The organism is Cellulosimicrobium composti, assembly GCF_010287905.1.
Lineage (GTDB): Bacteria > Actinomycetota > Actinomycetes > Actinomycetales > Cellulomonadaceae > Cellulosimicrobium > Cellulosimicrobium composti.
In genome coordinates this window covers 15,330-40,918 of the sequence record NZ_JAAFAN010000024.1, presented here as the reverse complement: position 1 = coordinate 40,918, position 25,589 = coordinate 15,330, and the positions used below count along the sequence as shown (strand labels likewise).

Sequence of the window (25,589 nt, the reverse complement as noted above, 5' to 3'; positions counted from 1 at the left end):
AGAGGACGCCGGTACGCCGGCACCCTGGCGGAAGCGAGGCCCACGATGCTCCACATCGTCGACCGGCTCGTCCCGTGGCTCGGCCCGGGGCAGCCCCCGTTCGCCGTCGCGACCGTGGTCGCGGCGTCGGGCTCCGTGCCGCGGCCGGTCGGGACCGCGATGGCCGTGCGCGCCGACGGCGCCGTGCTGGGCAGCCTCTCCGGCGGGTGCGTCGAGGGCGCGGTGCACGACGCGGCGCTCGACGCGATCGCGACCGGGCAGAGCCGCCGCGAGACCTTCGGCTACAGCGACGCCGACGCGTTCGCCGTCGGCCTGAGCTGCGGCGGCACGCTCGACGTGCACGTCCAGCCGGTCCTCCCCGGCGACGACGCGGCCCGCGCCCTCGCGACGCTCGCCGCGTCGACGGCGGACCCGGGCTCGCTCGGCGCGGCCCCCGTGGCGCTCGTGCGCCGGATCGACGGCCCGGCCCGCACGGCCGTGGTCGTCGACGACCCGGCCCGTGCCGACGAGGCGACCGTCGCCGCCGCGCTGCACGACGTCGTCGGCGAGGCCGCGACCGGCGCCGCGGCCGCGCAGGTCGTCGCCCTCCTGCACGCGGGCGGCACCGCGACCGTCCACGCCGCGCACGGCGCGCCGCGCCCGGGGACGACCGACGACGCGTGCGACGAGAGCGAGCCCGTGACGCTCCTCGTCGAGACCCGGCTGCCCGCACCACGCTTCCTCGTCTGCGGCGCCAACGACTTCGCGGGCGCGCTCGTGCGGCACGTGCGGCTCCTCGGCTACCGCGTCACCCTCGTCGACGCGCGCGAGGTGTTCGCCGACGCCCGGCGCTTCCCCGAGGCGGACGTCGTCGTGGAGTGGCCCGACCGGTACCTCGCGGCCGAGGCGGCCGCGGGACGCCTCGACGAGCGCTCCGCCGTCGCGGTGCTCACGCACGACGCCAAGTTCGACGTGCCGCTCCTGCGCCTCGCGCTCGACCTGCCGCTCGCGTACGTCGGCGCGATGGGCTCGCGCCGGTCGCACCGTCAGCGCGTCGAGGCGCTGCGCGCCGAGGGCGTCACCGACGCGGGGCTCGCGCGCCTGCGCTCGCCCATCGGCCTCGACCTCGGCGCCGTCACGCCCGAGGAGGTCGCCGTCTCCGTCGCCGCCGAGGTGGTCGCCGTGCGGCACGGGCGGGCGGACGTCGCGCCGCTGAGCCGCACCGACGGACCGATCCACGGCGCCGCGCCGTCCGCCCCCAACCCCGAGGAGGCCCCCTGATGGACCTGAGCACCGTCACCGACCTCGTCCCGACCGCCGACCCCGCCGACTGGCGCGAGGGCGACGCGTGGCTCGCGGGCGGCACCGTCCTGTTCTCCTACGGCAGCCAGACGCTGCGCCGCCTGCTCGACCTGACGAGCGCGGGCTGGCCCGCCCTCACCGTCACCGCCGACGGGCTCGAGATCGCCGCGACGTGCACCGTCGCCGAGCTGTACGCGTTCGAGGACACCGCGCAGGCCGCGCCCGTGCGCGAGCGGTGGACCGCGCTCGACCTCGTGCGCCCGTGCTGCGACAGCTTCGTCGCGTCGTTCAAGATCTGGAACACGTCGACCGTGGGCGGCAACGTCTGCACCTCGCTGCCCGCGGGCCCGATGACCTCGCTCACCGCGGCGCTCGACGGCGTCGCCGAGGTCTGGGGGCCGGGCGGGTCGCGCCGCACCCAGCCCGTCGCCGAGCTCGTCACGGGCGAGATGCGCAACACGCTCGCCCCGGGCGAGCTCCTGCGCGCGATCCACGTGCCCGACCACGCGCTGCGCGCGCGCACCGCGTTCCGGCGCCTGTCGCTGTCGAACCTCGGGCGCTCCGGCGTGCTGCTGATCGGCAGGGTCGACCCGGGCGACGCCGGAGGAGGGCTCGTCCTCACCGTCACCGCGTCGACCCGCCGGCCCGTGCAGCTGCGGTTCGCCGCGGACGCGCTCCCCACCGCCGACGACCTCGCGGCCGCGCTCGACGCCGCGATCCCCGCCGACCTCTACCACGACGACATCCACGGGCTGCCCGCGTGGCGCCGCGACATGACCTACCGCCTCGGCGAGGAGATCCGCTCCGAGCTCCTCACCGGGCCCGTCGACGCCACCACCCCGGACGGAGGCACCCGATGACCGCGCCCGACCCCCGCCCCACCCCGCCCGTGACGATCGACGGCCGCGCCGCCCAGGGCGAGCCCCGCCCGGGCCAGTGCCTGCGGACCTACCTGCGCGAGCAGGGCGCGCTCGGCGTGAAGAAGGGCTGCGACGCGGGCGACTGCGGCGCCTGCACCGTGCACGTCGACGGCGTCCCCGTGCACTCGTGCGTGTACCCGGCGCGGCGCGCCGCGGGCCACGAGGTCACGACGATCCAGGGCCTCGCCGCCACCGCGTGCCCCGGCGACGGGCCGGGCGCGGGCGCGTGCGACCACGACCCGCACGGCCCGGGCGACGCGCTGCACCCCGTGCAGCAGCAGTTCCTCGACGCGCAGGGCTTCCAGTGCGGGTTCTGCACCGCCGGGATGATCATGACCGCCGCGACGTTCGACGACGCGCAGCGCGAGAACCTGCCGCGCAACCTCAAGGGCAACCTGTGCCGCTGCACCGGGTACCGCGCGATCGAGGACGCGGTCCTCGGCCGCGGCGACACCACCGGCACCGCGCCCGGCACGGGCGAGCGACCGCCGTCGGGCGAGGAACGCGCGTTCGGGCAGGACGCCCCGGCCCCCGCGGGGCGCGGGGTCGTCACCGGGACGGTGCGGTACACGCTCGACGTGGACCCGGCCGACCACCCGGGCCTGCTGCACCTCAAGCTCGTGCGGTCCCCGCACGCCCACGCGCGCGTCGTCGCGATCGACACCGCGGACGCGCTCGCGGTGCCCGGCGTCCACGCCGTCCTCACGCACGAGGACGCGCCCGCGACCCGGTTCTCGACGGCGCAGCACGAGCTCTTCACGGACGACCCCGACGACACGCGGATCCTCGACGACGTCGTGCGGCACGTCGGGCAGCGGGTCGCCGCCGTCGTCGCCGACACCGTCGCGGCCGCCGAGGAGGGCGTGCGCCGCGTGCGCGTCGAGTACGAGGTGCTGCCCGCCGTCGTCGACCCCGAGGACGCGATGAAGCCGGGCGCGCCGCTCGTCCACCCCGAGCTCGACGCCACCGACGCGCGCGTGTCGCGGCCCGAGGCGAACGTCGTCGCCGAGGTGCACAGCGAGCTCGGCGACGTCGAGCGCGGGCTCGCCGAGGCCGACGTCGTGCACGAGGCCACCTACCGCACCCACCGCGTGCAGCACGCCGCGCTCGAGACGCACGGCGCCATCGCCTCGATCGACGAGGAGGGTCGCCTCGTCGTGCGGTCGTCCACCCAGGTGCCGTTCCTCGCGCGACGCCACCTCGCGCGCGTCCTCGACCTCGACCCGGACCGCGTGCGCGTCCTGTGCGAGCGCGTCGGCGGCGGGTTCGGAGGCAAGCAGGAGGTCCTCACCGAGGACGTCGCCGCGCTCGCCGCGCTGCGGCTCGGCCGGCCCGTCCAGCTCGAGCTCACGCGCAGCGAGCAGTTCACCGGCACGACGACGCGCCACCCGTTCCGCATCCGGGTGCGGGCGGGCGCACGCCGCGACGGCACGCTCACGGCCCTGCACCTCGACGTCCTGACGAACACCGGCGCGTACGGCAACCACGGCCCCGGCGTCATGTTCCACGGCTGCGGCGAGTCGCTCGCCGTGTACCGGTGCGAGAACAAGAAGGTCGACGCCCACTGCGTCTACACGAACACCGTGCCCGCGGGCGCGTTCCGCGGCTACGGGCTGTCGCAGATGATCTTCGCCGTCGAGTCCGCCGTCGACGAGCTCGCGCGACGGCTCGGCATGGACCCCGTCGAGCTGCGCCGCCGCAACGTCGTGCTCGACGGCGACCCCATGCTCTCGACGCACCCCACGCCCGAGGAGGACGTGCTCTACGGCAGCTACGGGCTCGACCAGTGCCTCGACCTCGCCGCCGACGCGCTCGAGCGCGGGCGCGCCCGCGACGTCGCCGCGTACGGCGCACGCCCCGACGGCCTGCCCGACCTCGGCCCCGAGTGGGGCGTCGGCGAGGGCACCGCGCTGTCCATGATCGACACCGTCCCGCCGCGCGGGCACTACTCCCACGCACGCGTGCGCCTGCGGGCCGACGGCGTCGTCGAGGCCGAGGTCGGGACCGCGGAGTTCGGCAACGGCACCACGACCGTGCACGCCCAGCTCGTCGCGACCGCGCTCGGGCAGGAGCCGGCCGCCGTCGTCGTGCGACAGTCCGACACCGACCTCGTCGAGCACGACACCGGCGCGTTCGGCTCCACCGGCACCGTCGTCGCGGGCAAGGCGTCCCTCGCCGCCGCGCAGGACCTCGCCGAGGCCGTGCTCAAGGCCGCCGCGGGCGTCACCGGGACCGCGCCCGAGCACTGCCGCCTCGTGCCCGGCGGCGTCGACTGCGCCGGCACCGTCCTGCCGCTCGCCGACGTCGCGCGCGCCGCCCACGGCAGCGGCGTCGACCTCGTCGCCGAGGGCCGCTGGGGCGGCACCCCGCGCTCCGTCGCGTTCAACGTGCACGGCTTCCGCGTCGCCGTCCACCGCGGCACCGGCGAGATCCGCATCCTGCAGTCCGTCCAGGCCGCCGACGCGGGCGAGGTCGTCAACCCGCGCCAGTGCCGCGGCCAGGTCGAGGGCGGCATCGCGCAGGCGCTCGGCGCGGCGCTGTACGAGAACGTGGTCGTCGACGGGACCGGCCGCGTGACGACCGACATCTTCCGCCAGTACCACCTGCCGACCTTCGCGGACACCCCGCGCAGCGAGGTCTACTTCGCGCGGACGTCGGACACGGTCGGGCCGATGGGGGCCAAGTCGATGAGCGAGAGCCCGTTCAACCCCGTCGCGCCCGCGCTCGCCAACGCGATCCGCGCCGCGACGGGCGTGCGGTTCACCGAGCTCCCGCTCGCGCGCGACCGGGTGTACCTGGGGATCAAGGAGGCCGCGGCTCGCTGACCGTGCTGGGGTCGGCGCCCGGGGGAGGGTCTCCTCCGGTCGTCGTGGGCGTCGGTGCGGTCGTCCCGTCCGTCAGTCGAGGAGGTCGAGGTCGGTCTCGGTGTCGAGGTCGCGGCCGTCGCCCGGGTGGTCGACGACGTCGACGAGGTCGGAGTGGGTGCGCAGGAAGTCGCGTGCGCCGTGGTCGCCGTGGGCGCTCGCGGCCGCGGGTGCGGCGAGCGCGGCGTCGACGACGAGCGGGTGCGCCCAGCGCGGGCGCGGGCCCGCCGTGACGTCCGGCACGACGGCGGCCGTCCAGCGCGACGCGGTCACGCGGCCGGGGCGGTGGGCCGCGAGGAGGCGCGCGACGTCGTCGGGACCGACGCCGGGCTGGTCCACGTGCGCCACGACGACGCGCGCGGGGGAGAGGTCGAGCGCGGCGGCGACGCCGACGCGCAGCGACGACGCCATGCCGGACTCCCAGGTGGGGTTGTCGACGACGTGGACGCGGGCGTCGTCGAGCGCCGCCGCGGCGCGCACCCGCGCGGCCTCGGCGCCGAGGACCACGACGACCGCGTCGCACCCGCCCGCGAGCAGCGTCGCGGTCGCGTGGTCCACGAGCGTGCCGCCGCGGTGGGGGAGCAGCGCCTTGGGGCCGCGCCCGAGCCGGGTCCCGGCGCCCGCGGCGAGCAGCACGGCGACGGTGCGCGGCAGGGGGTCGGTCGGCTCGGGCACCCGGCCAGGATAGGGCGCCGCGCGCCGCTGCGGCCGGGAGCGCCCCGGCCCCGGGCGCGTCCGTGGGAGCGGCGCGCGCCGTCGTCCGCGACGGTCCGGCGACCTGGCCTCTTGACCATCTCTTGGGGACTTCATCGGCGGGCCGGGGTGCCGCTATGCTCGGCGCGCCGGGACGGGGCCCGCCGGTCCTGACGCCGGCCCGGGTCCCGCCCGCACGACGAGCGAAGGAGTCCGGATGAGCTTCATGGAGAAGCTGCGCGGCCAGCTGATCGACATCATCGAGTTCCTCGACGAGAGCCGGGACACGATCGTCTGGCGCTTCCCGCGTCAGGGGAACGAGATCAAGAACCAGGCGAAGCTCGTCGTGCGCGAGGGCCAGACGGCGGTGTTCGTCAGCGAGGGTCGTCTCGCCGACGTGTTCGCCCCGGGCACGTACACGCTCGAGACGAAGAACCTGCCGATCCTGTCGACGATCCAGGGCTGGAAGTACGGGTTCAGCTCGCCGTTCAAGGCGGAGGTGTACTTCGTCGCGACGCGCCAGTTCACCGACCTCACGTGGGGCACCCAGAACCCCGTGATCCTGCGCGACCCCGAGCTCGGCGCCGTCCGCGTCCGCGCGTTCGGCACCTACGCGCTCCAGGTCGTCGACCCGTCGGCGCTCCTGCGCCAGCTCGTGGGCACCGACCCGCAGTTCCGCACGGACGAGATCGGCGACTACTTCCGCCGGCTCGTCGTCGGCCAGCTCGGTCCGGCTCTCGCCGAGACGGAGGTCGCCGCGATCGACCTCGCCGCGAACCAGCGCGAGATCGCCACGCGCCTGGCCGGCCAGCTCTCGGAGGACCTGTCCGAGTACGGCGTGACCGTCCCGCGCTTCGTCCTGGAGAACGTCTCGTTCCCGCCCGAGGTCGAGGCGGCGCTCGACAAGCGCACGCAGATGGCCGTCGTCGGGAACCTCGACCAGTACACGAAGTTCCAGGCGGCGAACGCGATCGAGGCCGCGGCCACGAACCCGGGCGGCGCGGGCGACGGGCTCGGGCTCGGCGCGGGGATGGGCATCGGTGCGGCCATGGGCCAGCAGCTCGCGCAGTCCCTCGGAGCCCCGGCCCAGCCCGCCGCGGCGCCGGCGGCGCCGCCCGCCGGGCCCCCGCCGCTGCCCGGCGCCGGGTCGCCCTGGTACTGGGCCGTCGGCGGCACGCAGGCGGGCCCCGGCAGCGTCGCCGACCTCGGGGCGCGCGTCCGCGCCGGCGAGGTCACGCGCGACTCGCTCGTGTGGCAGGAGGGCATGGCCGCGTGGACGCCGGCCGGGCAGGTCCCGGCGCTCGCGTCGCTGTTCGCCGCGACCCCGCCGCCCCTGCCGTGAGCGACACCCAGGACGCGCTCGTCCGCACGCGCTGCGACGCGTGCGGGTCGCAGCTCGCGTACGCGCCGGGCACGCAGCACCTGCGCTGCGTCGCGTGCGGCGGGACGGTCGCGATCGAGCACGCGCCCGGCGACGCGGTCGACGAGCACTCGTTCGACGCGTGGGCCGCGGCGCAGGGCGGCGTGCGCGCCGGGATCCTCGACGCCCGGACGCTCGTGTGCGACGGGTGCGGCGCCACGACGCAGGGCACCGACCTGTCGCTCGCGTGCCGGTTCTGCGGCGGGCACCTCGTCGCCGCGGCCGAGACCGACGGGCTCGTGCAGCCCGAGGCCGTCGTCCCGTTCGCGGTCGAGCAGGCCCAGGCGCGCGAGGCGTTCCGGCGCTGGGTCCGCTCGCGGTGGTTCGCGCCGCGCGAGCTGAAGAAGGTCGGGGACACCGAGTCGCTCCACGGGTCGTACGTGCCGCACTGGACGTTCGACGCGCGTACCTCGTCCGCCTACACGGGACAGCGGGGCGACGCGTACTGGGTCACCGTCAAGAACGGCGACGAGGAGCGCCAGGAGCGTCGCGTGAGCTGGACGCCGGTCGCGGGACGTGTCGCGCGCGACTTCGACGACGTGCTCGTGCCCGCGTCCTCCCAGGTGCCCGAGCGCGACCTCGCCCGGCTCGGGCCGTGGCCGCTCGCGCGGGCCGTGCCGTTCCGCCCCGAGTACCTCGCCGGGTTCGCGGCGGCGCGCTACGACGTCGAGCCGCCCGCGGGCCTCGCGCATGCCAAGGAGAGGATGGCGACGGTCATCCGCGACGACGTCGAGCGCGACATCGGGGGCGACGAGCAGCGCGTCGGCTCGGTCCGCACCACGTACGCGGACGTGATGTTCAAGCTCGTGCTCCTGCCGCTGTGGATCGCGACGTACGTGTACGCGGGCGCGCAGTGGCAGGTCATGGTCAACGCGAACACGGGCCAGGTGATCGGGCGCCGTCCCTACAGCGTCGGCAAGATCGTGCTCGCCGTCCTCGCGGGACTGCTCGTCGTGGCGGCGGTCGTCTGGTGGTACGTGCGCTCGCAGACGTGAGCTCAGGCGTCCCGGCGCGCGTCGTACGCGCGCTGGGACGCCTCGACCTCGCCCACCGCGCCCTCCAGGACGTCGATGAGGTCCGCGAGGCGGTCCGCGACGCGCCGACCGAGGTCGGTGAGGGAGTACTCGACGTGGGGCGGGATCGTCGCCCGCACCTCGCGCACGACGATCCCGTCGCGCTCGAGCGCCTGGAGCGTCTGGGCGAGCATCTTCTCGCTCACGCCGTCGATCCGGCGCCGCAGCGCGTTGAAGCGCACCGCGCCGTCGCGCAGCCCGGCGACGGTGAGCACGCCCCAGCGCCCCGTCACGGCCGCGAGGACGTGCCGCGAGGTGCAGTCGCGCTGGAAGACGTCGGCCACCATCGCGTCGGTGGGTCCGCCGTCCTCGACGGGGGGCGCGTCGGTCGTCATCGCCCCAGGATACGGCGCTGCGGCGCAGCCAGCGCTGTGACCTTCACAGCACAGGCTATGGGTTGGCACTGTCGAAAAGTAAGTGCATGCTGGAGGTCGCGGCCGTCCGGCCGCCGTCACGCACCACAAGGAGCCACGCATGTCCGTCGCCGTCACCGGAGCCAGCGGTCACCTCGGCCGCCTCGTCGTCGAGTCCCTCCTCGCCCGGGGCGCTGACCCCTCCCGGGTCGTCGCCCTCGCGCGCACCACCGCGCGGGCCGCCGACCTCGCCGACCGCGGCGTCGAGGTCCGCGAGGCCGACTACGCCCGCCCGGACACGCTCGCGCCGGCGCTCGCGGGCGTCGACGTCCTCGTGCTGGTCTCGGGCTCCGAGGTCGGGCGGCGCGTCGAGCAGCACCGCAACGTCGTCGAGGCCGCCCGGGCGGCCGGGGTCGCGCGCGTGGTCTACACGAGCGCGCCGCGCGCCACGACGTCGGCCCTCGTCCTCGCCCCCGAGCACAGGGCGACCGAGGAGCTGCTCGCCGCGTCGGGGCTCGCCACGACGGTGCTGCGCAACAACTGGTACACGGAGAACTACGTCGGCGACGTGCTCGCGGCCCGCGAGACCGGCGAGATCGTGTCGAGCGCGGGCGACGGCCGCGTCGCGAGCGCGAGCCGCGCGGACTACGCCGAGGCCGCGGCCGTCGTCGCCCTCGCGGCGCACGAGGACGCCGCCGCGCACGCCGGCGCGGTGTACGAGCTCGGGGGCGACGTCGCGTGGACGTTCGACGACCTCGCCGCCGCCGCGGCCGAGGTCCTGGGTCGCCCCGTGACGTACCGGCGCGTGTCGTCCGACGAGCGGCGCGAGCTGTTGCTCGCGGCGGGGCTCGACGCGGGCACGGCCGGGTTCGTCGTCACGATGGACGGCGACATCCGCGACGGGCTGCTCGCCGAGACGACGGGCGACCTGCGCCGTCTGCTCGGCCGCCCGACGACGCCGCTCGTCGACGGCCTGCGGGCCGCCGTCGCGCAGGGCTGAGCCGGCGGTCGCGGCCGTCCGGGACGCCGGGCGGCCGCCCGGGGGCGTCCGTCAGTGGGACGCCTTGACCACGAGCACCGGGACGGGGGAGTCGAGCAGCACGCGCTGCGTCGTGCTCCCGAGCAGGAACTTGCCCACGGGCGAGCGCTTGCGAGCGCCCACGACGACGACGTCGGGCGTCGTGCGCTCGGCCGCGCCGACGATGGCCTCGGCCGGGTCGACGTGCTCCGGGCGGTAGGAGATCTCGGGTCGGGCGACCTCGGCGGGGAGCGTGTCGAGGAGGTGCGCGAGGCTCGCGGGCACGCCCGCGTCGGCGTCCTGGGGCGTGAGGACGAGGACCGCGAGGTCGGTCGCGCGGTGGACCGCCTCGGCGACGGCCGCCCGGAACGCGGTCTCGCCCTGCGGGGAGTCGTTGTACGCCACGAGGACGGTCATCGCGAGGGGCCCTTCCGTCATTCCGTCGTGCTGCGGTTGAACTCTCTCACAGGGCGGCGTCGGTTGCGCTCCGGCGGGACCGCGGGGCGCCGCGACCGGCGAGCACCGCGTCCGGGACGGTGAGCGTGGGGGGCAGCAGGGGTGGGACGACGTCGCGCAGGACCGCCTCGACCTCCCGGCGCCGGCGCGCGCCGAGGCGCTCCGCGGGCGCGGTGACGCTCACGGCCGCGACGGACTGACCGCCCCGCAGGACCGGGATGGCGACGCAGCTGATCCCCGGCTCGTTCTCCTCCGTCTCCGTCGCGAAACCGCTCGCGCGGGTCGCCTCGCACGTCTCCCGGAGCGCGGCGGGGGAGACCGGGTGGTCGTCCGGAGCGGCGGCGGCGTACCAGGCGAGCGCGTCGTCGTCGAGCGGGCGGTGGGCGAGCAGCGCGCGGCCGAGCGCGGTGGTCGCGGCGGGGCGGCGCCGCCCGACGGCGGACCACACGCGCACGGCGCGCGCGGGCTCGACCTTGTCGAGGTAGACGATCTCGGTCCCGGCGAGCGCGCCGAGGTGCACGAGCTCGTCGGTCGCCCGGCACACCGCGACGAGCGCGGGGTGCAGGAGGGCGGGGAGGTTCTCCTCGCCGAGGTAGACGGTCGCGAGCGCGGTCGCGGCGGGCCCGAGCCGGTAGTCGCCGGTCGTGGCGTCCTGCTCGGCCCAGCCGCGGTACCGCAGGGCCGCGAGCGTGCGGTGCAGCGACGCCTTGTGCAGGCCGAGGGAGCGCGCCAGGTCGCCGAGCGCGACGCCGGCGGGTCCGGCCGCGGCGAGCGCCTCGAGCGCCACGAGCGCCTTGTCCACGCTCCCGAGCGGGCTCGCGTGCCCGGCGGGCGCGGCGTCGTCGTCGCGCCCGCCACCGCCCGGCGTGGTCCCGGCTTCCGCCATCGCCGCTCCTTCGCCTAGGGTGTTCCGTAGTGAACAACGAGCGTTCACCATAGCGAAACGGAGTGAGGATGTCATCCCCAGCACCCCTGGAGGCGATCGCCCGGGCCCGCGTCGTGCCGGTCGTCGTCGTCGACGACGCGGCGCAGGGCGTGCTCGTCGCGAGCGCGCTGCGCGACGGCGGCCTGCCCGTCGCGGAGGTCACGTTCCGTACCGCCGGGGCGCGCGCGGCGATCGAGGCGGTCGCGCGCGAGGTGCCCGAGGTGCTCGTGGGCGCCGGGACCGTGGTGACCGCGGCCCAGGTCGACGAGGCCGTCGAGGCCGGGGCGCGCTTCCTCGTCTCGCCCGGGCTCTCGGCCACCGTCGTCGGCCGGGCGCAGGAGCTCGGCGTGCCGGTCCTGCCGGGGGTCGCGACGCCGTCGGACGTCATCGCCGCGCTCGACCTCGGCCTCGACGCCGTGAAGCTCTTCCCGGCGAACGTCCTCGGCGGGCCGGCCGCCGTGAAGGCGCTCTCGGCGCCCTTCCCCGGCCTGCGGTTCGTCCCGACCGGGGGCGTGGGGGCCGCCGACCTGCTCGACTACCTCGCGCTGCCCGCCGTGCTGGCCGCAGGCGGCTCGTGGATGGTCGAGGCGTCGCTCGCGCGCGCGGGCGATGCCGCCGAGATCACCCGCCGCACGCGCGAGGCCGTCGCGCTCGCCGCCACCGCCCCCCGCCCCGCCGAAGGAGCCTGACCATGACCGACACCGCCGCCGCGTCCGCCCCGGCCCCGCTCGCCGTCCGCCCCGCCGCCGAGTGCGCCTACGACGTCGTCGCCCTCGGGGAGGTCATGCTGCGCCTCGACCCGGGGGAGCGCCGCATCAGGACGGCCCGCCGCTTCGACGTGTGGGAGGGCGGGGGCGAGTACAACGTGGCGCGGGGCCTGCGCCGCGCGTTCGGCCTCCGCGGCGCGATCGTCACCGCGCTCGCCGACAACGAGGTCGGGCGCCTCGTCGAGGACCTCGTGCTCACCGGCGGGCTCGACACGCGCTGGGTGCAGTGGCGCCCGTACGACGGCATCGGTCGCACGGTGCGCAACGGCCTGAACTTCACCGAGCGCGGGTTCGGGGTGCGCGGCGCGGTCGGCGTCTCCGACCGCGGGAACACCGCGATCGCGCAGCTGCGCCCGGAGGACGTCGACTGGGACGACGTGTTCGGCCGTGGCGTGCGCTGGTTCCACACCGGCGGGATCTTCGCCGCGCTCTCGGCGTCGACGGCGGAGGTCGCCGAGGCGGCCATGGCCGCCGCGCGCCGTCACGGCACGGTCGTCTCCTACGACCTCAACTACCGGCCCTCGCTGTGGACGGGCATCGGCGGCGTCGAGCGCGCCCAGGAGGTGAACCGCCGCCTCGCACGGTACGTCGACGTGATGATCGGCAACGAGGAGGACTTCACCGCGTCGCTCGGGTTCGAGGTGGAGGGCGTGGACGAGAGCCTCACCGACCTCGACACCGCGGCGTTCCGCGCGATGATCACGCGCGCGGCCGAGGAGTACCCGAACTTCCAGGTCGTCGCGACGACGCTGCGCGCGGTGCGCACCGCGACCGTCAACGACTGGGGCGCGATCGCGTGGTCGCGCGTGCAGGGGTTCGCGGAGGCGACGCACCGTCCCGGCCTGGAGATCCTCGACCGCGTGGGCGGCGGCGACTCGTTCGCGTCCGGGCTCGCGTACGGGCTCATGGAGCTCGGCTCGATCCAGGAGGCGGTCGAGTACGGTGCCGCGCACGGCGCGCTGGCGATGACGACGCCCGGCGACACGTCGACGGCGTCGCTCGCCGAGGTCCGCGCGCTCGCCTCGGGCGGTAGCGCGCGTGTGCAGCGCTGACCCGCGTGCGCGGGGCGGGTCGCGGGCCGTCGGTCCCGCTCCGCGTTCGGACTCCCGTCGCACCCCCCGCCCGCGCCCGCGCGACGCCCCGCCGTCTGCGCGTTCTGCGCGTTCCAGGCATCTCGGGCGGCGCGCGCGGCCCGGGGTTAGGGTGGACGCGCGGTCGCGGGGGCAGCTCGGGAGGTGGACGTGTCGGGACGGGAGTCGCTCGCGCCGAGCCTGCCCCGACGGCGCGTCGATCCCGCCCTCGACCTGGCGCGTGCCGTGGAGCACGCGCGGATCCTGCGGGGCGCCGGCGACGCCGCCGGGGCCGCTCGCGTCCTCGACCGCGCGTTCGACGCCGAGGGCGTCCGCGCCCGCACCGTGTCCGAGCCCCTGCGGTTCCGCGCGCTCGTGCTGCGCGCCGACCTCGCGCTGCGCCTGCACGACGACGCCGGGGCGGCCCGGTTCCTCGCGGGCGCCGAGGCCCTCCCGCTGCTCGCCGACGCGCTCGCGGCCCTCGACGACGAGCGGCACCTCGCCGAGGAGCTGCGCGAGCAGCTCGGCGCGGACGAGGGCTGAGCGGACGAGGACGGGCGACGCCGCCGCGCGGGAACCCCGGCGGGTGGCGGCACGTTGGACTGCCAGCACCGCGCGACGAGCCGTGCGGACGACGACGCCCACCCGAGCGGAGGACCTCCATGCTGTGCCCCATCGACCAGAGCGTGCTCGTCATGACCGAGCGCAAGGGCGTGGAGATCGACTACTGCCCGACGTGCCGCGGCGTCTGGCTCGACCGCGGTGAGCTCGACAAGATCATCGACCGCTCGCTCGAGAGCGAGATCGCGGCGGAGGTCGCCGGGCCCGCGGCGGCCGCGCCGCCGGCGCCCGCCCCCACGTCGTACCCGCCGGCGCCCGCCCCCGCCTACGGCTCACCCCGGCCCGACGCGCGGCACGACGACCGGCGCTACGACGACCGCGACCGCTACCGCGACGACCGCTACCGCGACGACCGGGACCGACGCGACGACGGGCGCGACGGGGACGATCCCCGCTACCGGAAGCGCAGGAAGAAGGAGTCGTGGCTCGAGGACCTCTTCGACTTCTGACGCGGGCCGTGGTCGACTGTGCCGCGTGACCGTCCTCGACACGTTCTCGCTCGCCGGCCGCACGGCCCTGCTCACGGGCGGGAGCCGCGGCATCGGGAAGTCCGTGGCCCGCGCGCTCGGCGAGGCGGGAGCGCGCGTGGCGCTGACCGCGACGACCGCCGTCGCCGCCGAGGAGGCCGCGGCCGCACTGGCGGCGGACGGCATCGAGGCCCGCGGCTACGCGCTCGACGTGACGGACCGTGACCAGGTGGACGACGTCGTCGCGCGCGCGGCGGCGGACCTCGGCACGGTCGACCTGCTCGTCAACAACGCGGGCGTGTCCATCGGCGGCGCGGCGCTCGAGATCGGTGACGACGTGTGGCACCGCACGCTCGCGACGAACCTCGACGGCGTCTGGTACTGCTCGCGCGCCGTCGCCCGGTCGCTCGTCGCGCAGGGCCGGCCCGGCACGATCGTCAACGTGGGCTCGATCTCCGCGTCGATCGTCAACCGGCCGCGGTGGCAGCCCGCCTACCTGGCGTCCAAGGCCGCGGTGCACCAGCTCACCAAGGGCCTCGCCGCGGAGTGGGCCCCGCACGGCATCCGCGTGAACGCCGTCGCGCCGGGGTACGTGCGCACCGAGGCGTCGCCCGTGGACCGGCCCGAGTACTACGACGACTGCGTCGCCCCGGCCGCGATGCGGCGCTGGGCCGAGCCCGAGGAGATCGGCCCGCCCGTCGTGTTCCTCGCCAGCGCCGCGTCGAGCTTCATGACGGGCGCCGTCGTCACGGTCGACGGCGGGTACACGCTCTTCTGAGCGGCGCCCCGGGCTCGCCCGGCCGCGGACCGGTCGCCCGCGCGGCGCGGGCGGCGCGCCGGGCTAGGCTCGGTCCCCGTGCGCGCAGTCCTGAGCCGGTGGGTCGACCCGTTCGTCGTCACGCTGCTCGTCGTGCTCGTGCTCGGGCTGGTGCTCCCCGTCGGGCCGGGCGCGCAGCGCGTGGTCGACGCGGTGGCCGACGTCGCGGTGACCGTCCTCTTCCTCGTCTACGGCATGCGCCTGTCCACGCGCGAGGTCTGGGCAGGTCTGCGCAACTGGCGCCTGCAGGGCGGGATCCTCGCCGCGACGTACGTCGTGTTCCCCGTGCTCGGGATCGTCACGGCGTGGGCGGTCGAGCCGCTCGTCGGGGCGCCGCTCGCCGCGGGCGTGCTCTACCTGTCCCTGCTCCCGTCGACGGTGCAGTCGTCGGTCGCGTTCACGTCCGTCGCGCGCGGGAACGTGGCGGGCGCGATCTGCGGGGCCACGGTGTCCAACGTCGCGGGCATGGTGGTCACGCCCCTGCTCGTGCTGTGGCTCATGACCGGCGCGGACGGGGGCGCCGACGCCCCGAGCGGCGGCCTCGGCGGCCTGCGCACGGTGCTGCTGCAGCTCCTGCTTCCGTTCGTCGTCGGTCAGCTCGTGCAGCCGTGGGTCGGCGACTGGATCCGTGCTCGCCGGTGGCTCACGCTCGGCGTGGACCGCGGCACGATCCTCGTCGTCGTGTTCGGCGCCGTCGCGGCGGCGACGTCGGCGGGCGTGTGGTCGAGCGTGTCCGGGTGGTCGGTCGTCGCGCTGCTCGTCGTGAGCGCGCTCGTGCTCGCCGTGATGCTCGCGCTCACGTGGTGGGGCGGTGCCGCGCTACGCCTGTCCACCGAGGACCGCGTCGCGCTGCTCATGTGCGGGTCCAAGAAGTCGCTCGCGACGGGCCTGCCGATGGCCGCGGTGCTGTTCCCCGTCGCCGTCGCGGGCGTGGTCGCCGTGCCGGTCATCGTGTTCCACCAGCTGCAGCTCGTCGTCTGCGCGGTCCTGGCGCGACGCCTGGCCCTCCGAGACTGACGCCCATGACCCGACCGACGCCGACCATGCGGAGGTGGCCCGTCGCGGCGGCCGGGCGGGCGACGACCGCATGTTCGGCGGGTCCGGACGGGCCTCCCGTCAGCCGCGGGCCGCTACCTGCTCGCGCACCTGGCGCTTGGCGCGCGTGAGCATCCCGTTCATGCCGCCGATGCGCAGCGGGCTCACCGCGCGCGTCAGGCCGATCGACATGGGGAAGTCGTCCGGCACGTCGAGCACCTCCTGCACCGTCAGGCCGGAGAGGCCCTGCGCGAGGATCGACGCGAACCCGCGCGTCGTCGGCGCCTCGGCCGGCGCGGTCGCGTAGAAGTGCACGACGCCCGCGTCGTCGACCTCCGCGAACGCGCGCACGGGGGACTGGCACTCCTCGATGTGCTCCAGCAGCCCGGGCGCGCTCGCGTAGCGCTCCGGGAGGTCGGGCAGCTCGTTCGCGAACTCGAGCAGGAGCTGGAGACGCTCGCGCTCCGGCAGCGCGAGGAAGTCCTCGCGGATCTCCGCGAGAGCCGCGGGCAGGGACGGGGCGTCGGACGAGGAGCTCATGGTGTCGATCCTTGCATCGGGGGCGGGCGACCGGGACTCGGTCCCACCGTGCGGAACGCCCGGCGTGCGCCCCGTATGCCCGCGGACGCCGACGGCGCGCGGCGCGCCCCACGAGGGAGCGGGCCGCGCGCCGTCGGGCACGCGCGGGACGCGGGTCAGTTGAGCGACGCCGGGGCCTCGCCGGGCTCCTCGCCCTTGACGATCGGCACGCGCACCGCGTTGCCCCACTCGGTCCACGAGCCGTCGTAGTTGCGGACCTTGTCGAAGCCGAGCAGGTAGGTCAGCGCGAACCACGTGTGGCTCGACCGCTCGCCGATGCGGCAGTACGTGACGACCTCGTCGTCCGTCGCGAGGCCGAGGCCGCCCTCCTGGTAGATCGCCTCGAGCTGCTCGCGCGACTTGTACGTGCCGTCCTCGGCGACCGCGGTCGCCCACGGGACGTTGCGCGCCGTCGGGATGTGTCCGCCGCGCAGCACGCCCTCCTCCGGGTAGTCCGGGATGTGCAGGCGCTCGCCCGTGTACTCCTGCGGGGAGCGGATGTCGACGAGCGGGCCGTTGCCGATGTGCGCGAGGACGTCCTCCTTGAACGCGCGGATCGTCACGTCGTCGCGCTCGACGACCGGGTACTCCACGGCCTCGGGCGCCGGGACGTCCGTCGTGATCTCGCGGCCCTCCGCGATCCACTTGCCGCGGCCGCCGTCGAGCAGGCGCACGTCCTCGTGGCCGAACAGCGTGAAGACCCACGCCGCGTACGCGGCCCACCAGTTGTTCTTGTCGCCGTAGACGACGATCGTCGTGTCGCGCGCGATGCCCTTGCTGCCGAGGAGCTGGGCGAAGCCCTTGCCGTCGATGTAGTCGCGCGTGTCGGGGTCGTTGAGGTCGGTGTGCCAGTCGATCTTCACCGCGCCCGGGATGTGACCGGTCTCGTAGAGCAGCACGTCCTCGTCCGACTCGACGACGACGATGCCCGGCTGCCCGAGGTGCTCGGCGAGCCAGTCGGTGCTCACGAGGCGGTCGGGGTGGGCGTACTGGCTGATCTTCTCGCTGGTGTCGAGGGGTGCGGGCATGGTGTCCTCCGTGCGCGGGTGAAGGGTGGTCCGTCCGAGCGTCAGGCTAGGTCTGCTGTCCGCATCACGGAAGGCCCGTCGCGCATGCTGAGACTGTGTAAACGCACGCAGCGGACGGTCGTGCGAGCCCCTCCGGCCGCCCGACCGGGCCGTCAGCCGAGGAGCTCGCGCGTCGCGTCGCCGAGCGCGCGGTCCAGGATCGCCAGCCCGAGGTCGAGCTCCTCCTCGCTCACCGTGAGCGGCGGCGCGATGCGGAACACGCCGCCCATCCCGCGCAGCTGCACGACGTTCATGTGGAGCCCGAGCTCGAGCGCCCGCCGCGTGACCAGGGCGCCGAGGTCGTCGGCGCCCTCCTTGGTCTCGCGGTCCCGCACGAGCTCGATGCCCTGGAGCAGGCCCCGCCCGCGCACGTCGCCGATCGCGGCGTGGCGGTCCTGGAGGTCGAGGAGGCCCGCGCGCAGGCGGTCGCCCAGCACGCGCACCCGGTCGTCCATGCGCTCGCCCTGGAGCACGTCGAGCACGGTGTTGCCGACGGCCGCGACGAGCGGGTCGGAGACGTGCGTCGTGAAGAAGAGGAACCCGCGCTCGTGGGCGCGCTGCTCGATCTCGGCGCTCGTCACGACGGCCGCCAGCGGCAGCCCCGCGCCGAGCGTCTTGGAGAGAGTGAGGACGTCCGGCACCACCGGCTCCTCGCCGTCGCGGCCCTCGAACGCGTACCACGTGCCCGTGCGGCACAGCGCCGTCTGCGCCTCGTCGAGGATGAGCAGCATCCCGCGCTCGTGGCACTTGTCCCGCAGCGCGGCGAGGTAGCCCGGCGGGAGCTCGACGATGCCGCCCGAGCTGAGGACCGGCTCGACGATGCACGCCGCGAGGCTGCCCGTCGACTGCACGTCGACGAGGTCGAACGCGAGGTCGAGCTGGCGGCGCCAGTCGTGCTCGCCGTCGGGCGTCAGGTGGTCCGGCCGGTACGCGTTCGGCACGGGGACGACGAGGTTGCCGGGCGCCGTCGGGCCGTACCCGCGCCGGCCCGCGCTGTACGTCGCGGCGGCGGCCGCGTGCGTCATGCCGTGCCACGAGCCCGCGAGCGAGACGACCTCGTGGCCGCCCGTGACGAGCTTCGCCATGCGGATCGCGGCCTCGTTCGACTCGGCGCCGGTCGAGAGCAGGAGCACCTTCTCGAGGGGGTCGGGCAGGGTCCCGGCGAGACGGCGCGCGAGGTCGACGACCGGGCGCGACAGCATGCCGGAGAACAGGTGGTCGAGCGTCGCGACCTGGTGACGGACCGTCTCGACGATCGCGGGGTGCCCGTGGCCGAGGATCGCGCTCATCTGGCCCGACGTGAAGTCGAGGACACGTCGGCCGTCGGCCGTCGTGACGAAGCTGCCGGACGCGCTCTCGACGATCTCGGGCGTGAACGGGCCGCCGTACCGGACGAGGTGCCGGTCCGCGTCGGCCCAGAAGCGGGACGCGTCGTCCGGCGCCGCGGGCGACGCGACGGGCGACGGGACGAGGGCGGGGGAGGAGGCGGCCGTCATGCGTCGAGCGTAGGGACAGACGTCTGTGCACGTACAGCACGAGTCTGCGTACAGTCTGTGCGGAAAACGCGCACAGACCGGAGGTCCCGTGCTCAACGCGGCACGCCTGCAGATCCTCGCGCGGCTCGACAGCCTCGGCACGGTGCGGGCCGTCGGCGCCTCGCTGCACCTCAGCCCGTCCGCCGTCTCCGCCCAGCTCGCGACGCTCGAGGCCGAGACCGGGACGCGCCTCGTCGAGCGCGCCGGTCGCCGCGTCCGGCTCACGCCCGCGGGCCGCACCCTCGCCGCGCACGCGCGCGTCATCCTCGACCAGATGGCGCTCGCGGAGGCCGAGCTCGCGCACCCCGACGGGCACCCCGCGGGCGCCGTGCGGGTCGCCGCGTTCTCCAGCGCGGTGCGTGCGCTCGTCATCCCCCTCGCCACACGGCTCGCCGTCGAGCACCCGCGCGTCGAGGTCGAGGTCGTCGAGCTCGACCCGCGCGAGAGCGGGCCGGCGCTGCGTCGCGCCGACGTCGACGTCGCGGTCACCGCCGACCTCCTCGACGGCGCCCGGCTCGCCGGGCCCGACGTCGCGACGGTCCCGCTGCTGGAGGACCCCGTGGTCCTCGTCGCCCCGAGCGGGACCGGTGGCGCGGACGGACCGGTCGACCTCGCCGGCCTCGCGGACGCGCGCTGGTCGGCCGACCTGCCCGGCCGGTACCTGTCCACGCTCGTCGAGAGCGCGTGCCGCGACGCCGGCTTCGAGGCGCGGGTCGTCGCGCGCCTGCCGAGCCACGAGCTGCTCCTCGCGCACGTCGAGGCGGGCCTGTCCGTCGCGCTCCTGCCGGGGCTCGCCGTGGACCCGCGCTACGACGTCGTCGCCCGGCCGCTGCGCGCGCCGCGCACCCGGCCCGTGTACGCGGCCGTGCGGCGCGGGGCGCCCCCGACGGCCGCGACGAGCGTCGTGCTCGCAGGACTGCGCCAGGTCGCGCGGGAGGCCGACGCCGCGCTCTCGGCGCCGGGCGCGGCCCGGTGAGCGCCACGGTCGCGTGCCGCGCGCCGCGGCCTACACTGGGCGCACCGCACGACGACGTCGGAGGCCCCGTGCCGCGCACCCCCGCACCGCCGCTGCGCAGCGACGCGCACCCGCGACGCGCCGACGCGCGCCGCGACCCCCGCTCGGTGCGCGCCGCCTACCGCTCGTTCCTCGACAGCGGCGTCCTGCCCCACGGCGTGCACCCCGTCGTCGCGGACTCCTGGCGCCGTTCCCTGCACAGCGGCGTCGACCCCGAGGGACCCCGCACCGGCTCCGGCCTCGCGCACGACGACCTCGTCGCGTACCGCGAGGCGCACCCGCTCGCGGCCGTCATGCCCGTGGTGCGCGAGCTCGTCGTCGACGCCGCCGTGGACGACGGTCTCGCCGTCGCCGTGTCCGACGACGCTGGCCGGCTCCTGTGGGTCGAGGGCAACCGCGCGCTGCGCGAGTCCGTCGAGCGCGTCGGCTTCGTCGAGGGGTCCGTGTGGCGCGAGGAGCGGGTCGGGACGAACGCGCCCGGGACCGCGCTCGCCGCCCGCCGCGCCGTGCAGGTCCTCGGCGCCGAGCACTTCTCGCGGCCCGTGCAGGCGTTCAGCTGCACGGCCGTGCCCATCCACGAGCCCGGCAGCGGCCGCGTGCTCGGCGTGCTCGACGTCACGGGACGCCAGTCGGCCGCCTCGGGCGTCGTCCTGTCCCTCGTGCGCGCGACCGTCCTCAGCCTCGAGCGCGAGCTCGCCCGGCGCGCCGCGACGGGTGAGCAGGCCGGTGCCGCCGGACCGGTGCCCGGGCCGCCGGGCGACGGGCGCCCCGAGCTGCTCGTCCTCGGGTCGACGCCCGTGCTGCGCGCGCCCGACGGCCTCGACCACCGCCTGTCGCTGCGGCACGCCGAGATCCTCGCGCTCCTCGCCGCGCACCCGCGCGGGCTCTCGGCCGACGAGCTCGCCGTGCTCCTGCACCCCGGCGACCTGTCCGACGTCACGGTCCGCGCCGAGGTCTCACGCCTGCGCCGCGTCGCCGGGCCGCTCCTCGCCGGGTCACGCCCCTACCGGCTCGCGCGCCCGCTGCGCACCGACGTCGACGTCGTGCGCGACCGGCTCGCGCTCGGCGACGCCCTCGGCGCGATCGCCGCCTACCGCGGGCCCGTGCTGCCGCGCTCCGGCGCACCGGCCGTCGAGCACCTGCGCGCCGAGCTCACCGCCGAGGTGCGCACGGCCGCCCTCGCCACCGGGGACCCCGACGTCCTCGACGCCTGGACCCGCACCGACGACGGCGCCGAGGACCACGCGGCGTGGACCCGCCTCCAGCAGGTCGCGCCCCACGGCAGCCCGCTGTGGGTCCGCGCCCGGGCCCACCTCGACCTCCTCGACGACGAGCTCGCCTGACGCCCACCGCTGCAACGGTCCTGCAACCCTCGCCCGCCTAGCGTCGTGCCACGGCGCGACGACGCGCCGTGCCGCGCACCGCCGTCGGGCGTCCCCCCGCCCGGCGGCGACCTCCCAGGAGCGCGGCGAGCACCACGAGTCAGCACTGCGAGGAGGCAGAGATGACGGTCTACGCAGCCCCCGGCACGGACGGGGCCATCGCCGAGTACAAGCCCCGCTACGACCACTGGATCGGCGGTGAGTACGTCGCGCCGTCGAGCGGGCAGTACTTCGAGAACCCCAGCCCCGTCACGGGCCGCACGTTCACCGAGGTGGCCCGTGGGAACGCGGACGACGTCGAGCGCGCCCTCGACGCCGCGCACGGCGCCGCCCGCTCCTGGGGCCGCACGAGCGCGACCGAGCGCGCCGTGATCCTCAACACGATCGCCGACCGCATGGAGCAGAACCTCGAGCGGATCGCCGTCGCGGAGACGTGGGAGAACGGCAAGCCCGTCCGCGAGACCCTCGCGGCCGACATCCCGCTCGCGATCGACCACTTCCGCTACTTCGCGGGCGCGATCCGCGCGCAGGAGGGCTCGATCTCCGAGATCGACGAGGACACCATCGCGTACCACTTCCACGAGCCGCTCGGCGTCGTCGGGCAGATCATCCCGTGGAACTTCCCGATCCTCATGGCCGTGTGGAAGCTCGCCCCGGCGCTCGCGGCGGGCAACTGCGTCGTGCTCAAGCCCGCCGAGCAGACGCCCGCGTCGATCCTCTTCCTCATGGACATCATCGGCGACCTGCTGCCGCCCGGAGTCGTCAACGTCGTCAACGGGTTCGGCGTCGAGGCGGGCAAGCCGCTCGCGTCCAGCCCGCGCATCCGCAAGATCGCGTTCACGGGCGAGACGACGACGGGCCGCCTGATCATGCAGTACGCGAGCCAGAACATCATCCCCGTCACGCTCGAGCTCGGCGGCAAGTCGCCGAACATCTTCTTCTCCGACGTCGCCGACGCGCGCGACGACTTCTACGACAAGGCCCTGGAGGGGTTCACGATGTTCGCCCTCAACCAGGGCGAGGTGTGCACGTGCCCGTCGCGTGCGCTCATCCAGTCGTCGATCTACGACACGTTCCTCGGCGACGCGGTCGAGCGCACGAGGGCGGTGAAGCAGGGCAACCCGCTCGACACCGAGACGATGATCGGCGCCCAGGCGTCGAACGACCAGCTCGAGAAGATCCTGTCGTACATCGAGATCGGCAAGGCCGAGGGCGCGAAGGTCCTCACGGGCGGGTCGCGCGCCGAGCTCGGCGGCGACCTCGCGGGCGGGTACTACGTGACGCCCACGATCTTCGAGGGCAAGAACTCGATGCGGATCTTCCAGGAGGAGATCTTCGGTCCCGTCGTCGCGGTCACGGACTTCTCCGACTTCGACGACGCCATGACGATCGCCAACGACACGCTCTACGGGCTCGGGGCCGGCGTCTGGTCCCGGTCGGGGAACACCGCCTACCGCGCGGGCCGCACCATCGAGGCCGGGCGCGTGTGGACCAACTGCTACCACGCGTACCCCGCCGCTGCCGCGTTCGGCGGGTACAAGGGCTCCGGCGTCGGGCGCGAGAACCACAAGATGATGCTCGACCACTACCAGCAGACGAAGAACCTCCTCGTCTCCTACTCGGCCCAGAAGCTCGGCTTTTTCTAGGCCGCTCGGCCCCGCCTCCGCCGAACACGGGGTTGGTGTCGTTCTCCACGCCAATACGACACCAACCCCGTGCTCGGCGGTGAGCAACCCCGTTCTCGCGCTGCCGCAGGAGGTTCTCGTGCCCGACGACGTCCCCTCGCCCCGCGCGACCGGCGCGCCACCCGCGCGGGTCGCCCTCACCGACGCCGCCGCCGTGCTGCTCGCGCGGCTGCGCGCCGTCCACGGCGAGCTCATGTTCCACCAGTCCGGCGGGTGCTGCGACGGGTCCTCGCCGATGTGCTATCCGCAGGGCGACTTCCTGCTCGGCGACGCCGACGTGCACCTCGGCGACCTCGTCGTCGCCGACGGTCCCGACGAGGCGGACGCTCCCGGCGGCGCGGCGGGTCGGTTCGTCGTGCCCGTGTGGATGAGCCGCGCGCAGTTCGAGTACTGGAAGCACACGCACCTGACGATCGACGTCGTGCCCGGCCGGGGCGCCGGGTTCAGCGTCGAGGCGCCCGAGGGCGTGCGGTTCATCATCCGCTCGCGCCTGCTCACCGACGACGAGTGGGCCGCGTCCGTCGATGCGGAGTCGACGGCGCCCTGACGCTCGGCCCGCGGAGCAGAGCGAGGTCCGCGAGGTCAGGGGTCCGCCGACGGGTGTGCGCCGAGCGCCTGTCGCCAGGCGGCCCGGTCCGTGGGTACGTCGGAGACCGGGAGATCCGCCCGGCCGCGAGCACCGTCGGGGGTGCGGCGGGTGGCCGCGACGTCGCTGGAAGCGAGTGGCGCGGACAGCACCTGCGAAGGATCAGCGAGGTCAGAACGTCCAGGCGTCCTCGAGCGTCGTGTAGACGACGTCGACGTGGTCCCAGTCGAGCGAGACGTTCATGGTGAGGTCGGCCGGGTCTGCCACGCCGAACCCCTGCTTCCAGGTGATCGACTGTCCGGGGAGCACGGGTGCGGTGGGCGCGCCGCCGTATCCCTGGTCGGAGTCGTAGACCTCGTCGCCGGCGGACCCGGCGCTCGTCACCTGGGTGTACCCGGACGACGTCCAGGTGGTGCTCGTCCCGTTCGTGACCGTGAACGTGAAGCTCAGGTAGGTCGGGAAGTCGCCCACCGCGGCCCACTCGCTCGGGGTGAAGTAGCCGTCGTTGGTGACGGTGAGCGTGAGGCCGTCCTCCCACTCCATCGGGGTGCCGAAGGAGGTCACGGGGTTCTTCGTCGCGGCCTCCGCCTCGTCCTTCCCGGTGGTGTATCCGGCGTCGTAGCCCTCGCGGTACTCCTCGGTCCGCTCGGACAGGAACCCCGCACCGGCGCGGGCGCCGGTGGTGGAGCCGTGCTCGTACCCGAGGTCGTAGCCCTCCTGGTACGTGCCGATGAGGGTGTTGTCGTCCGAGGTCGTCTCGGTCGTGGTGGTCTGCGCGACCGGCGTGACGTCGGGGGAGACGGGTGACGCGATGCTGCACGCGGTGAGCGACGCGACGAGCGAGAGCCCGGTCGCGAGGGTGCGAAGGCCGCGCGGGCGCGGCACGGACAGGGGCTGGGTGTACGGAGACATGTCGGTCCTTCGGGTTCGGCGCGCGTCAGTGGCGCGGGAGGTGCAGGAGGTTGTCGGTCTCGCGACCGTTCGCGACGGTCGCGATGTAGCGGGTGCCTCGCGGACTCACGCGAGCGATGACGTCGGCCTGGTTGTGCGTGACCTCGTCGAACGTGCGGAAGCGCTCGCCGCGACGGATCGCGGCGTGCACGGCCTCGCGCGTCCCGGCGCGCAGCGGCCCGGTCGTGGTCGCGGAGTAACGGACCTCGACGACGTGCTCGTTGCTGGTGCCCGGGTATGCGACCCGGACGGAGCGGATGAACGGCATGGTGGACTCCTGTTCGTTGGCGTGGTCAGGCGGTCGGTCGTCAGTCCTCGACGACCAGGAGGTCGAGGCCGGAGTCGGGGTGGTAGGACCACGTCGCGGTGAAGCGGTCCCAGGCGTCGCTCTGACGCCCGTCGAGGGCGCGGGTGGAGTCGATCTGGGCGACCACGCGGTCGGGGACCTCGAGCTCGAGCAGCAGGCACGCGACGTCGGTGTACTCGGCGCCGACGAGGTCGTCGTCGCCCTGGGTGTCGATCAGGAGCGTCCGGTCGTCGTCGGCGAGCCGGATGCCGTCGGCGCCGTCGGGGAGGCATGCCTCGTGCGCTCGGGCGAGGGCGGACTCGTCGCCGCGGACCGCGAGGACGATGAGCACCGCACCGAGCGCGACCACACAGGCGACGACGCCGAGCACGATTGCTCGTCCCCGGCGCGAGCGCGCCGGGCCGTTCAGCTCCGGGAGCGACGGCTCCCCGACGGTGGCGGTCGCCTCGGGTGCGTTCTCCTCGGCAGCCTGAGGCCCGGGGATCTCGGGTGTAGGTCCGGTGGTCATGCGCGCTCCTCGGGTTCGCTGGCCGGCTCGGTGGTCATGCGGTCTCGCGGCGGCGTGAGCGACACGCAACGCGGGCACAGCCCGCGTCCTTCCCGGAGGGGGTAGACGAAGCCGCACCGGCACCTCACGTGGCTCGGGGGGTGTTTCATCGAGGGCTCCTCGTCGGATCGCTGCCGCCGGCCGTCGTGGCCGAA

At 75.3% G+C, this 25,589-nt stretch carries 26 protein-coding genes; 16 read left to right on the top strand and 10 right to left on the bottom strand.

Features of this window, described 5'->3' with window-relative positions; translation table 11 throughout:
- The first annotated feature begins 45 nt into the window (after nucleotides 1-45).
- The 3 genes from GYH36_RS08995 to GYH36_RS08985 are packed head-to-tail and all read left to right on the top strand — an operon-like array spanning nucleotide 46 to nucleotide 5,026.
- Nucleotides 46-1,260 (top strand): XdhC family protein, encoded by a 1,215-nt coding sequence (locus GYH36_RS08995; protein ID WP_024841040.1) that lies wholly within the window; start codon nucleotides 46-48, stop codon nucleotides 1,258-1,260.
- On the top strand, nucleotides 1,260-2,141 hold the full coding sequence (locus GYH36_RS08990) for an FAD binding domain-containing protein (RefSeq protein WP_024841041.1): 882 nt from the start codon (nucleotides 1,260-1,262) through the stop codon (nucleotides 2,139-2,141). Before GYH36_RS08995 ends, GYH36_RS08990 begins: the two co-directional genes overlap by 1 nt.
- Entirely contained in the window at nucleotides 2,138-5,026 is a 2,889-nt protein-coding gene (locus GYH36_RS08985; RefSeq protein ID WP_162289681.1) for a molybdopterin-dependent oxidoreductase, read from the top strand. The genes GYH36_RS08990 and GYH36_RS08985 overlap by 4 nt, the downstream gene beginning before the upstream one ends.
- Before the next feature lie 72 nt (nucleotides 5,027-5,098).
- Here GYH36_RS08985 and GYH36_RS08980 read toward each other — a convergent pair whose 3' ends face one another.
- The gene (locus GYH36_RS08980; RefSeq protein WP_312028569.1) at nucleotides 5,099-5,740 is read right to left on the bottom strand and encodes a nucleotidyltransferase family protein; all 642 of its coding nucleotides are present in this window, start codon (nucleotides 5,738-5,740) and stop codon (nucleotides 5,099-5,101) included.
- Between the two features lie 235 nt (nucleotides 5,741-5,975).
- On the opposite strand from GYH36_RS08980, the gene GYH36_RS08975 reads away from it, so the two are divergent.
- Together GYH36_RS08975 and GYH36_RS08970 are read left to right on the top strand one after the other, a co-directional pair.
- Nucleotides 5,976-7,100, top strand: coding sequence for an SPFH domain-containing protein (locus GYH36_RS08975; RefSeq protein WP_162289679.1), 1,125 nt, complete (start codon nucleotides 5,976-5,978; stop codon nucleotides 7,098-7,100).
- Nucleotides 7,097-8,173 carry a hypothetical protein gene (locus GYH36_RS08970; protein WP_162289678.1) on the top strand — a complete coding sequence of 359 codons (1,077 nt, stop codon included), beginning with the start codon at nucleotides 7,097-7,099 and terminating at the stop codon, nucleotides 8,171-8,173. Before GYH36_RS08975 ends, GYH36_RS08970 begins: the two co-directional genes overlap by 4 nt.
- Before the next feature lie 2 nt (nucleotides 8,174-8,175).
- Here GYH36_RS08970 and GYH36_RS08965 read toward each other — a convergent pair whose 3' ends face one another.
- Nucleotides 8,176-8,586, bottom strand: coding sequence for a winged helix-turn-helix transcriptional regulator (locus GYH36_RS08965; protein ID WP_024841045.1), 411 nt, complete (start codon nucleotides 8,584-8,586; stop codon nucleotides 8,176-8,178).
- 139 nt (nucleotides 8,587-8,725) lie between these two features.
- On the opposite strand from GYH36_RS08965, the gene GYH36_RS08960 reads away from it, so the two are divergent.
- Complete coding sequence (locus GYH36_RS08960) at nucleotides 8,726-9,604, top strand: NAD(P)H-binding protein (protein ID WP_155099670.1); 879 nt, start codon at nucleotides 8,726-8,728, stop codon at nucleotides 9,602-9,604.
- 51 nt (nucleotides 9,605-9,655) lie between these two features.
- Here the strand turns inward: GYH36_RS08960 and GYH36_RS08955 are convergent, their stop codons facing one another.
- Together GYH36_RS08955 and GYH36_RS08950 are read right to left on the bottom strand one after the other, a co-directional pair.
- The gene (locus GYH36_RS08955) at nucleotides 9,656-10,060 is read right to left on the bottom strand and encodes a universal stress protein (RefSeq protein WP_225873366.1); all 405 of its coding nucleotides are present in this window, start codon (nucleotides 10,058-10,060) and stop codon (nucleotides 9,656-9,658) included.
- Between the two features lie 25 nt (nucleotides 10,061-10,085).
- The gene (locus GYH36_RS08950; protein WP_162289677.1) at nucleotides 10,086-10,964 is read right to left on the bottom strand and encodes an IclR family transcriptional regulator; all 879 of its coding nucleotides are present in this window, start codon (nucleotides 10,962-10,964) and stop codon (nucleotides 10,086-10,088) included.
- Between the two features lie 68 nt (nucleotides 10,965-11,032).
- On the opposite strand from GYH36_RS08950, the gene eda reads away from it, so the two are divergent.
- The 6 genes from eda (at nucleotide 11,033) to GYH36_RS08920 (ending at nucleotide 15,762) form a co-directional block, all read left to right on the top strand.
- A complete protein-coding gene (eda, locus tag GYH36_RS08945; protein ID WP_024841049.1) occupies nucleotides 11,033-11,692 on the top strand; it encodes a bifunctional 4-hydroxy-2-oxoglutarate aldolase/2-dehydro-3-deoxy-phosphogluconate aldolase in 660 nt (219 codons plus the stop codon).
- 2 nt (nucleotides 11,693-11,694) lie between these two features.
- On the top strand, nucleotides 11,695-12,822 hold the full coding sequence (locus GYH36_RS08940) for a sugar kinase (protein WP_024841050.1): 1,128 nt from the start codon (nucleotides 11,695-11,697) through the stop codon (nucleotides 12,820-12,822).
- 189 nt (nucleotides 12,823-13,011) lie between these two features.
- Entirely contained in the window at nucleotides 13,012-13,383 is a 372-nt protein-coding gene (locus tag GYH36_RS08935; protein ID WP_115942207.1) for a DUF8817 family protein, read from the top strand.
- Nucleotides 13,384-13,502: 119 nt separating this feature from the next.
- Nucleotides 13,503-13,910: a TFIIB-type zinc ribbon-containing protein gene (locus GYH36_RS08930; protein WP_024841052.1), complete on the top strand. Its 408-nt coding sequence runs from the start codon at nucleotides 13,503-13,505 to the stop codon at nucleotides 13,908-13,910.
- Nucleotides 13,911-13,935: 25 nt separating this feature from the next.
- On the top strand, nucleotides 13,936-14,706 hold the full coding sequence (locus GYH36_RS08925; RefSeq protein WP_024841053.1) for an SDR family NAD(P)-dependent oxidoreductase: 771 nt from the start codon (nucleotides 13,936-13,938) through the stop codon (nucleotides 14,704-14,706).
- 78 nt (nucleotides 14,707-14,784) lie between these two features.
- A complete protein-coding gene (locus GYH36_RS08920) occupies nucleotides 14,785-15,762 on the top strand; it encodes a bile acid:sodium symporter family protein (protein WP_024841054.1) in 978 nt (325 codons plus the stop codon).
- Nucleotides 15,763-15,861: 99 nt separating this feature from the next.
- Here the strand turns inward: GYH36_RS08920 and GYH36_RS08915 are convergent, their stop codons facing one another.
- The 3 genes from GYH36_RS08915 to GYH36_RS08905 form a co-directional block, all read right to left on the bottom strand.
- The gene (locus tag GYH36_RS08915; RefSeq protein ID WP_162289676.1) at nucleotides 15,862-16,320 is read right to left on the bottom strand and encodes a SufE family protein; all 459 of its coding nucleotides are present in this window, start codon (nucleotides 16,318-16,320) and stop codon (nucleotides 15,862-15,864) included.
- Nucleotides 16,321-16,475: 155 nt separating this feature from the next.
- A complete protein-coding gene (locus tag GYH36_RS08910; protein WP_024841056.1) occupies nucleotides 16,476-17,387 on the bottom strand; it encodes a sulfurtransferase in 912 nt (303 codons plus the stop codon).
- A gap of 152 nt (nucleotides 17,388-17,539) precedes the next feature.
- The gene (locus GYH36_RS08905) at nucleotides 17,540-18,922 is read right to left on the bottom strand and encodes an aspartate aminotransferase family protein (protein WP_162289675.1); all 1,383 of its coding nucleotides are present in this window, start codon (nucleotides 18,920-18,922) and stop codon (nucleotides 17,540-17,542) included.
- Nucleotides 18,923-19,010: 88 nt separating this feature from the next.
- Here GYH36_RS08905 and GYH36_RS08900 point away from each other — a divergent pair, with 88 nt between their 5' ends.
- The 4 genes from GYH36_RS08900 to GYH36_RS08885 all read left to right on the top strand — a co-directional run bounded on the left by GYH36_RS08900 (nucleotide 19,011) and on the right by GYH36_RS08885 (nucleotide 23,590).
- Nucleotides 19,011-19,937, top strand: a complete 927-nt coding sequence (locus GYH36_RS08900; protein WP_162289674.1) for a LysR family transcriptional regulator — start codon at nucleotides 19,011-19,013, stop codon at nucleotides 19,935-19,937.
- A gap of 68 nt (nucleotides 19,938-20,005) precedes the next feature.
- Complete coding sequence (locus GYH36_RS08895; RefSeq protein ID WP_312028568.1) at nucleotides 20,006-21,319, top strand: sigma-54-dependent transcriptional regulator family protein; 1,314 nt, start codon at nucleotides 20,006-20,008, stop codon at nucleotides 21,317-21,319.
- Nucleotides 21,320-21,480: 161 nt separating this feature from the next.
- Nucleotides 21,481-23,004 (top strand): aldehyde dehydrogenase, encoded by a 1,524-nt coding sequence (gene adh / locus GYH36_RS08890; RefSeq protein WP_162289673.1) that lies wholly within the window; start codon nucleotides 21,481-21,483, stop codon nucleotides 23,002-23,004.
- A gap of 118 nt (nucleotides 23,005-23,122) precedes the next feature.
- Nucleotides 23,123-23,590: a DUF779 domain-containing protein gene (locus GYH36_RS08885; RefSeq protein ID WP_162289690.1), complete on the top strand. Its 468-nt coding sequence runs from the start codon at nucleotides 23,123-23,125 to the stop codon at nucleotides 23,588-23,590.
- Between the two features lie 210 nt (nucleotides 23,591-23,800).
- Here GYH36_RS08885 and GYH36_RS08880 read toward each other — a convergent pair whose 3' ends face one another.
- Genes GYH36_RS08880 through GYH36_RS08870 form a run of 3 tightly spaced genes read right to left on the bottom strand, consistent with a single transcriptional unit; the run spans nucleotide 23,801 to nucleotide 25,395 of the window.
- Nucleotides 23,801-24,541 carry a hypothetical protein gene (locus GYH36_RS08880; RefSeq protein WP_162289672.1) on the bottom strand — a complete coding sequence of 247 codons (741 nt, stop codon included), beginning with the start codon at nucleotides 24,539-24,541 and terminating at the stop codon, nucleotides 23,801-23,803.
- A gap of 25 nt (nucleotides 24,542-24,566) precedes the next feature.
- Nucleotides 24,567-24,848, bottom strand: a complete 282-nt coding sequence (locus GYH36_RS08875) for a DUF3892 domain-containing protein (RefSeq protein ID WP_155099662.1) — start codon at nucleotides 24,846-24,848, stop codon at nucleotides 24,567-24,569.
- A 40-nt stretch (nucleotides 24,849-24,888) separates the two neighbouring features.
- The gene (locus tag GYH36_RS08870; protein ID WP_162289671.1) at nucleotides 24,889-25,395 is read right to left on the bottom strand and encodes a hypothetical protein; all 507 of its coding nucleotides are present in this window, start codon (nucleotides 25,393-25,395) and stop codon (nucleotides 24,889-24,891) included.
- Nucleotides 25,396-25,589: the final 194 nt, after the last annotated feature.

Bases quoted from the DNA above. Each gene is read 5' to 3' on its own strand.
- GYH36_RS08915 (WP_162289676.1), bottom strand. From the start codon at position 16,320: ATGAGCTCCTCGTCCGACGCCCCGTCCCTGCCCGCGGCTCTCGCGGAG.
- GYH36_RS08995 (WP_024841040.1), top strand. From the start codon at position 46: ATGCTCCACATCGTCGACCGGCTCGTCCCGTGGCTCGGCCCGGGGCAG.
- eda (WP_024841049.1), top strand. From the start codon at position 11,033: ATGTCATCCCCAGCACCCCTGGAGGCGATCGCCCGGGCCCGCGTCGTG.
- GYH36_RS08905 (WP_162289675.1), bottom strand. From the start codon at position 18,922: ATGACGGCCGCCTCCTCCCCCGCCCTCGTCCCGTCGCCCGTCGCGTCG.
- GYH36_RS08870 (WP_162289671.1), bottom strand. From the start codon at position 25,395: ATGACCACCGGACCTACACCCGAGATCCCCGGGCCTCAGGCTGCCGAG.
- GYH36_RS08955 (WP_225873366.1), bottom strand. From the start codon at position 10,060: ATGACGGAAGGGCCCCTCGCGATGACCGTCCTCGTGGCGTACAACGAC.
- GYH36_RS08950 (WP_162289677.1), bottom strand. From the start codon at position 10,964: ATGGCGGAAGCCGGGACCACGCCGGGCGGTGGCGGGCGCGACGACGAC.
- GYH36_RS08910 (WP_024841056.1), bottom strand. From the start codon at position 17,387: ATGCCCGCACCCCTCGACACCAGCGAGAAGATCAGCCAGTACGCCCAC.
- adh (WP_162289673.1), top strand. From the start codon at position 21,481: ATGACGGTCTACGCAGCCCCCGGCACGGACGGGGCCATCGCCGAGTAC.
- GYH36_RS08960 (WP_155099670.1), top strand. From the start codon at position 8,726: ATGTCCGTCGCCGTCACCGGAGCCAGCGGTCACCTCGGCCGCCTCGTC.
- GYH36_RS08965 (WP_024841045.1), bottom strand. From the start codon at position 8,586: ATGACGACCGACGCGCCCCCCGTCGAGGACGGCGGACCCACCGACGCG.
- GYH36_RS08875 (WP_155099662.1), bottom strand. From the start codon at position 24,848: ATGCCGTTCATCCGCTCCGTCCGGGTCGCATACCCGGGCACCAGCAAC.
- GYH36_RS08985 (WP_162289681.1), top strand. From the start codon at position 2,138: ATGACCGCGCCCGACCCCCGCCCCACCCCGCCCGTGACGATCGACGGC.
- GYH36_RS08940 (WP_024841050.1), top strand. From the start codon at position 11,695: ATGACCGACACCGCCGCCGCGTCCGCCCCGGCCCCGCTCGCCGTCCGC.
- GYH36_RS08975 (WP_162289679.1), top strand. From the start codon at position 5,976: ATGAGCTTCATGGAGAAGCTGCGCGGCCAGCTGATCGACATCATCGAG.
- GYH36_RS08930 (WP_024841052.1), top strand. From the start codon at position 13,503: ATGCTGTGCCCCATCGACCAGAGCGTGCTCGTCATGACCGAGCGCAAG.
- GYH36_RS08990 (WP_024841041.1), top strand. From the start codon at position 1,260: ATGGACCTGAGCACCGTCACCGACCTCGTCCCGACCGCCGACCCCGCC.
- GYH36_RS08880 (WP_162289672.1), bottom strand. From the start codon at position 24,541: ATGTCTCCGTACACCCAGCCCCTGTCCGTGCCGCGCCCGCGCGGCCTT.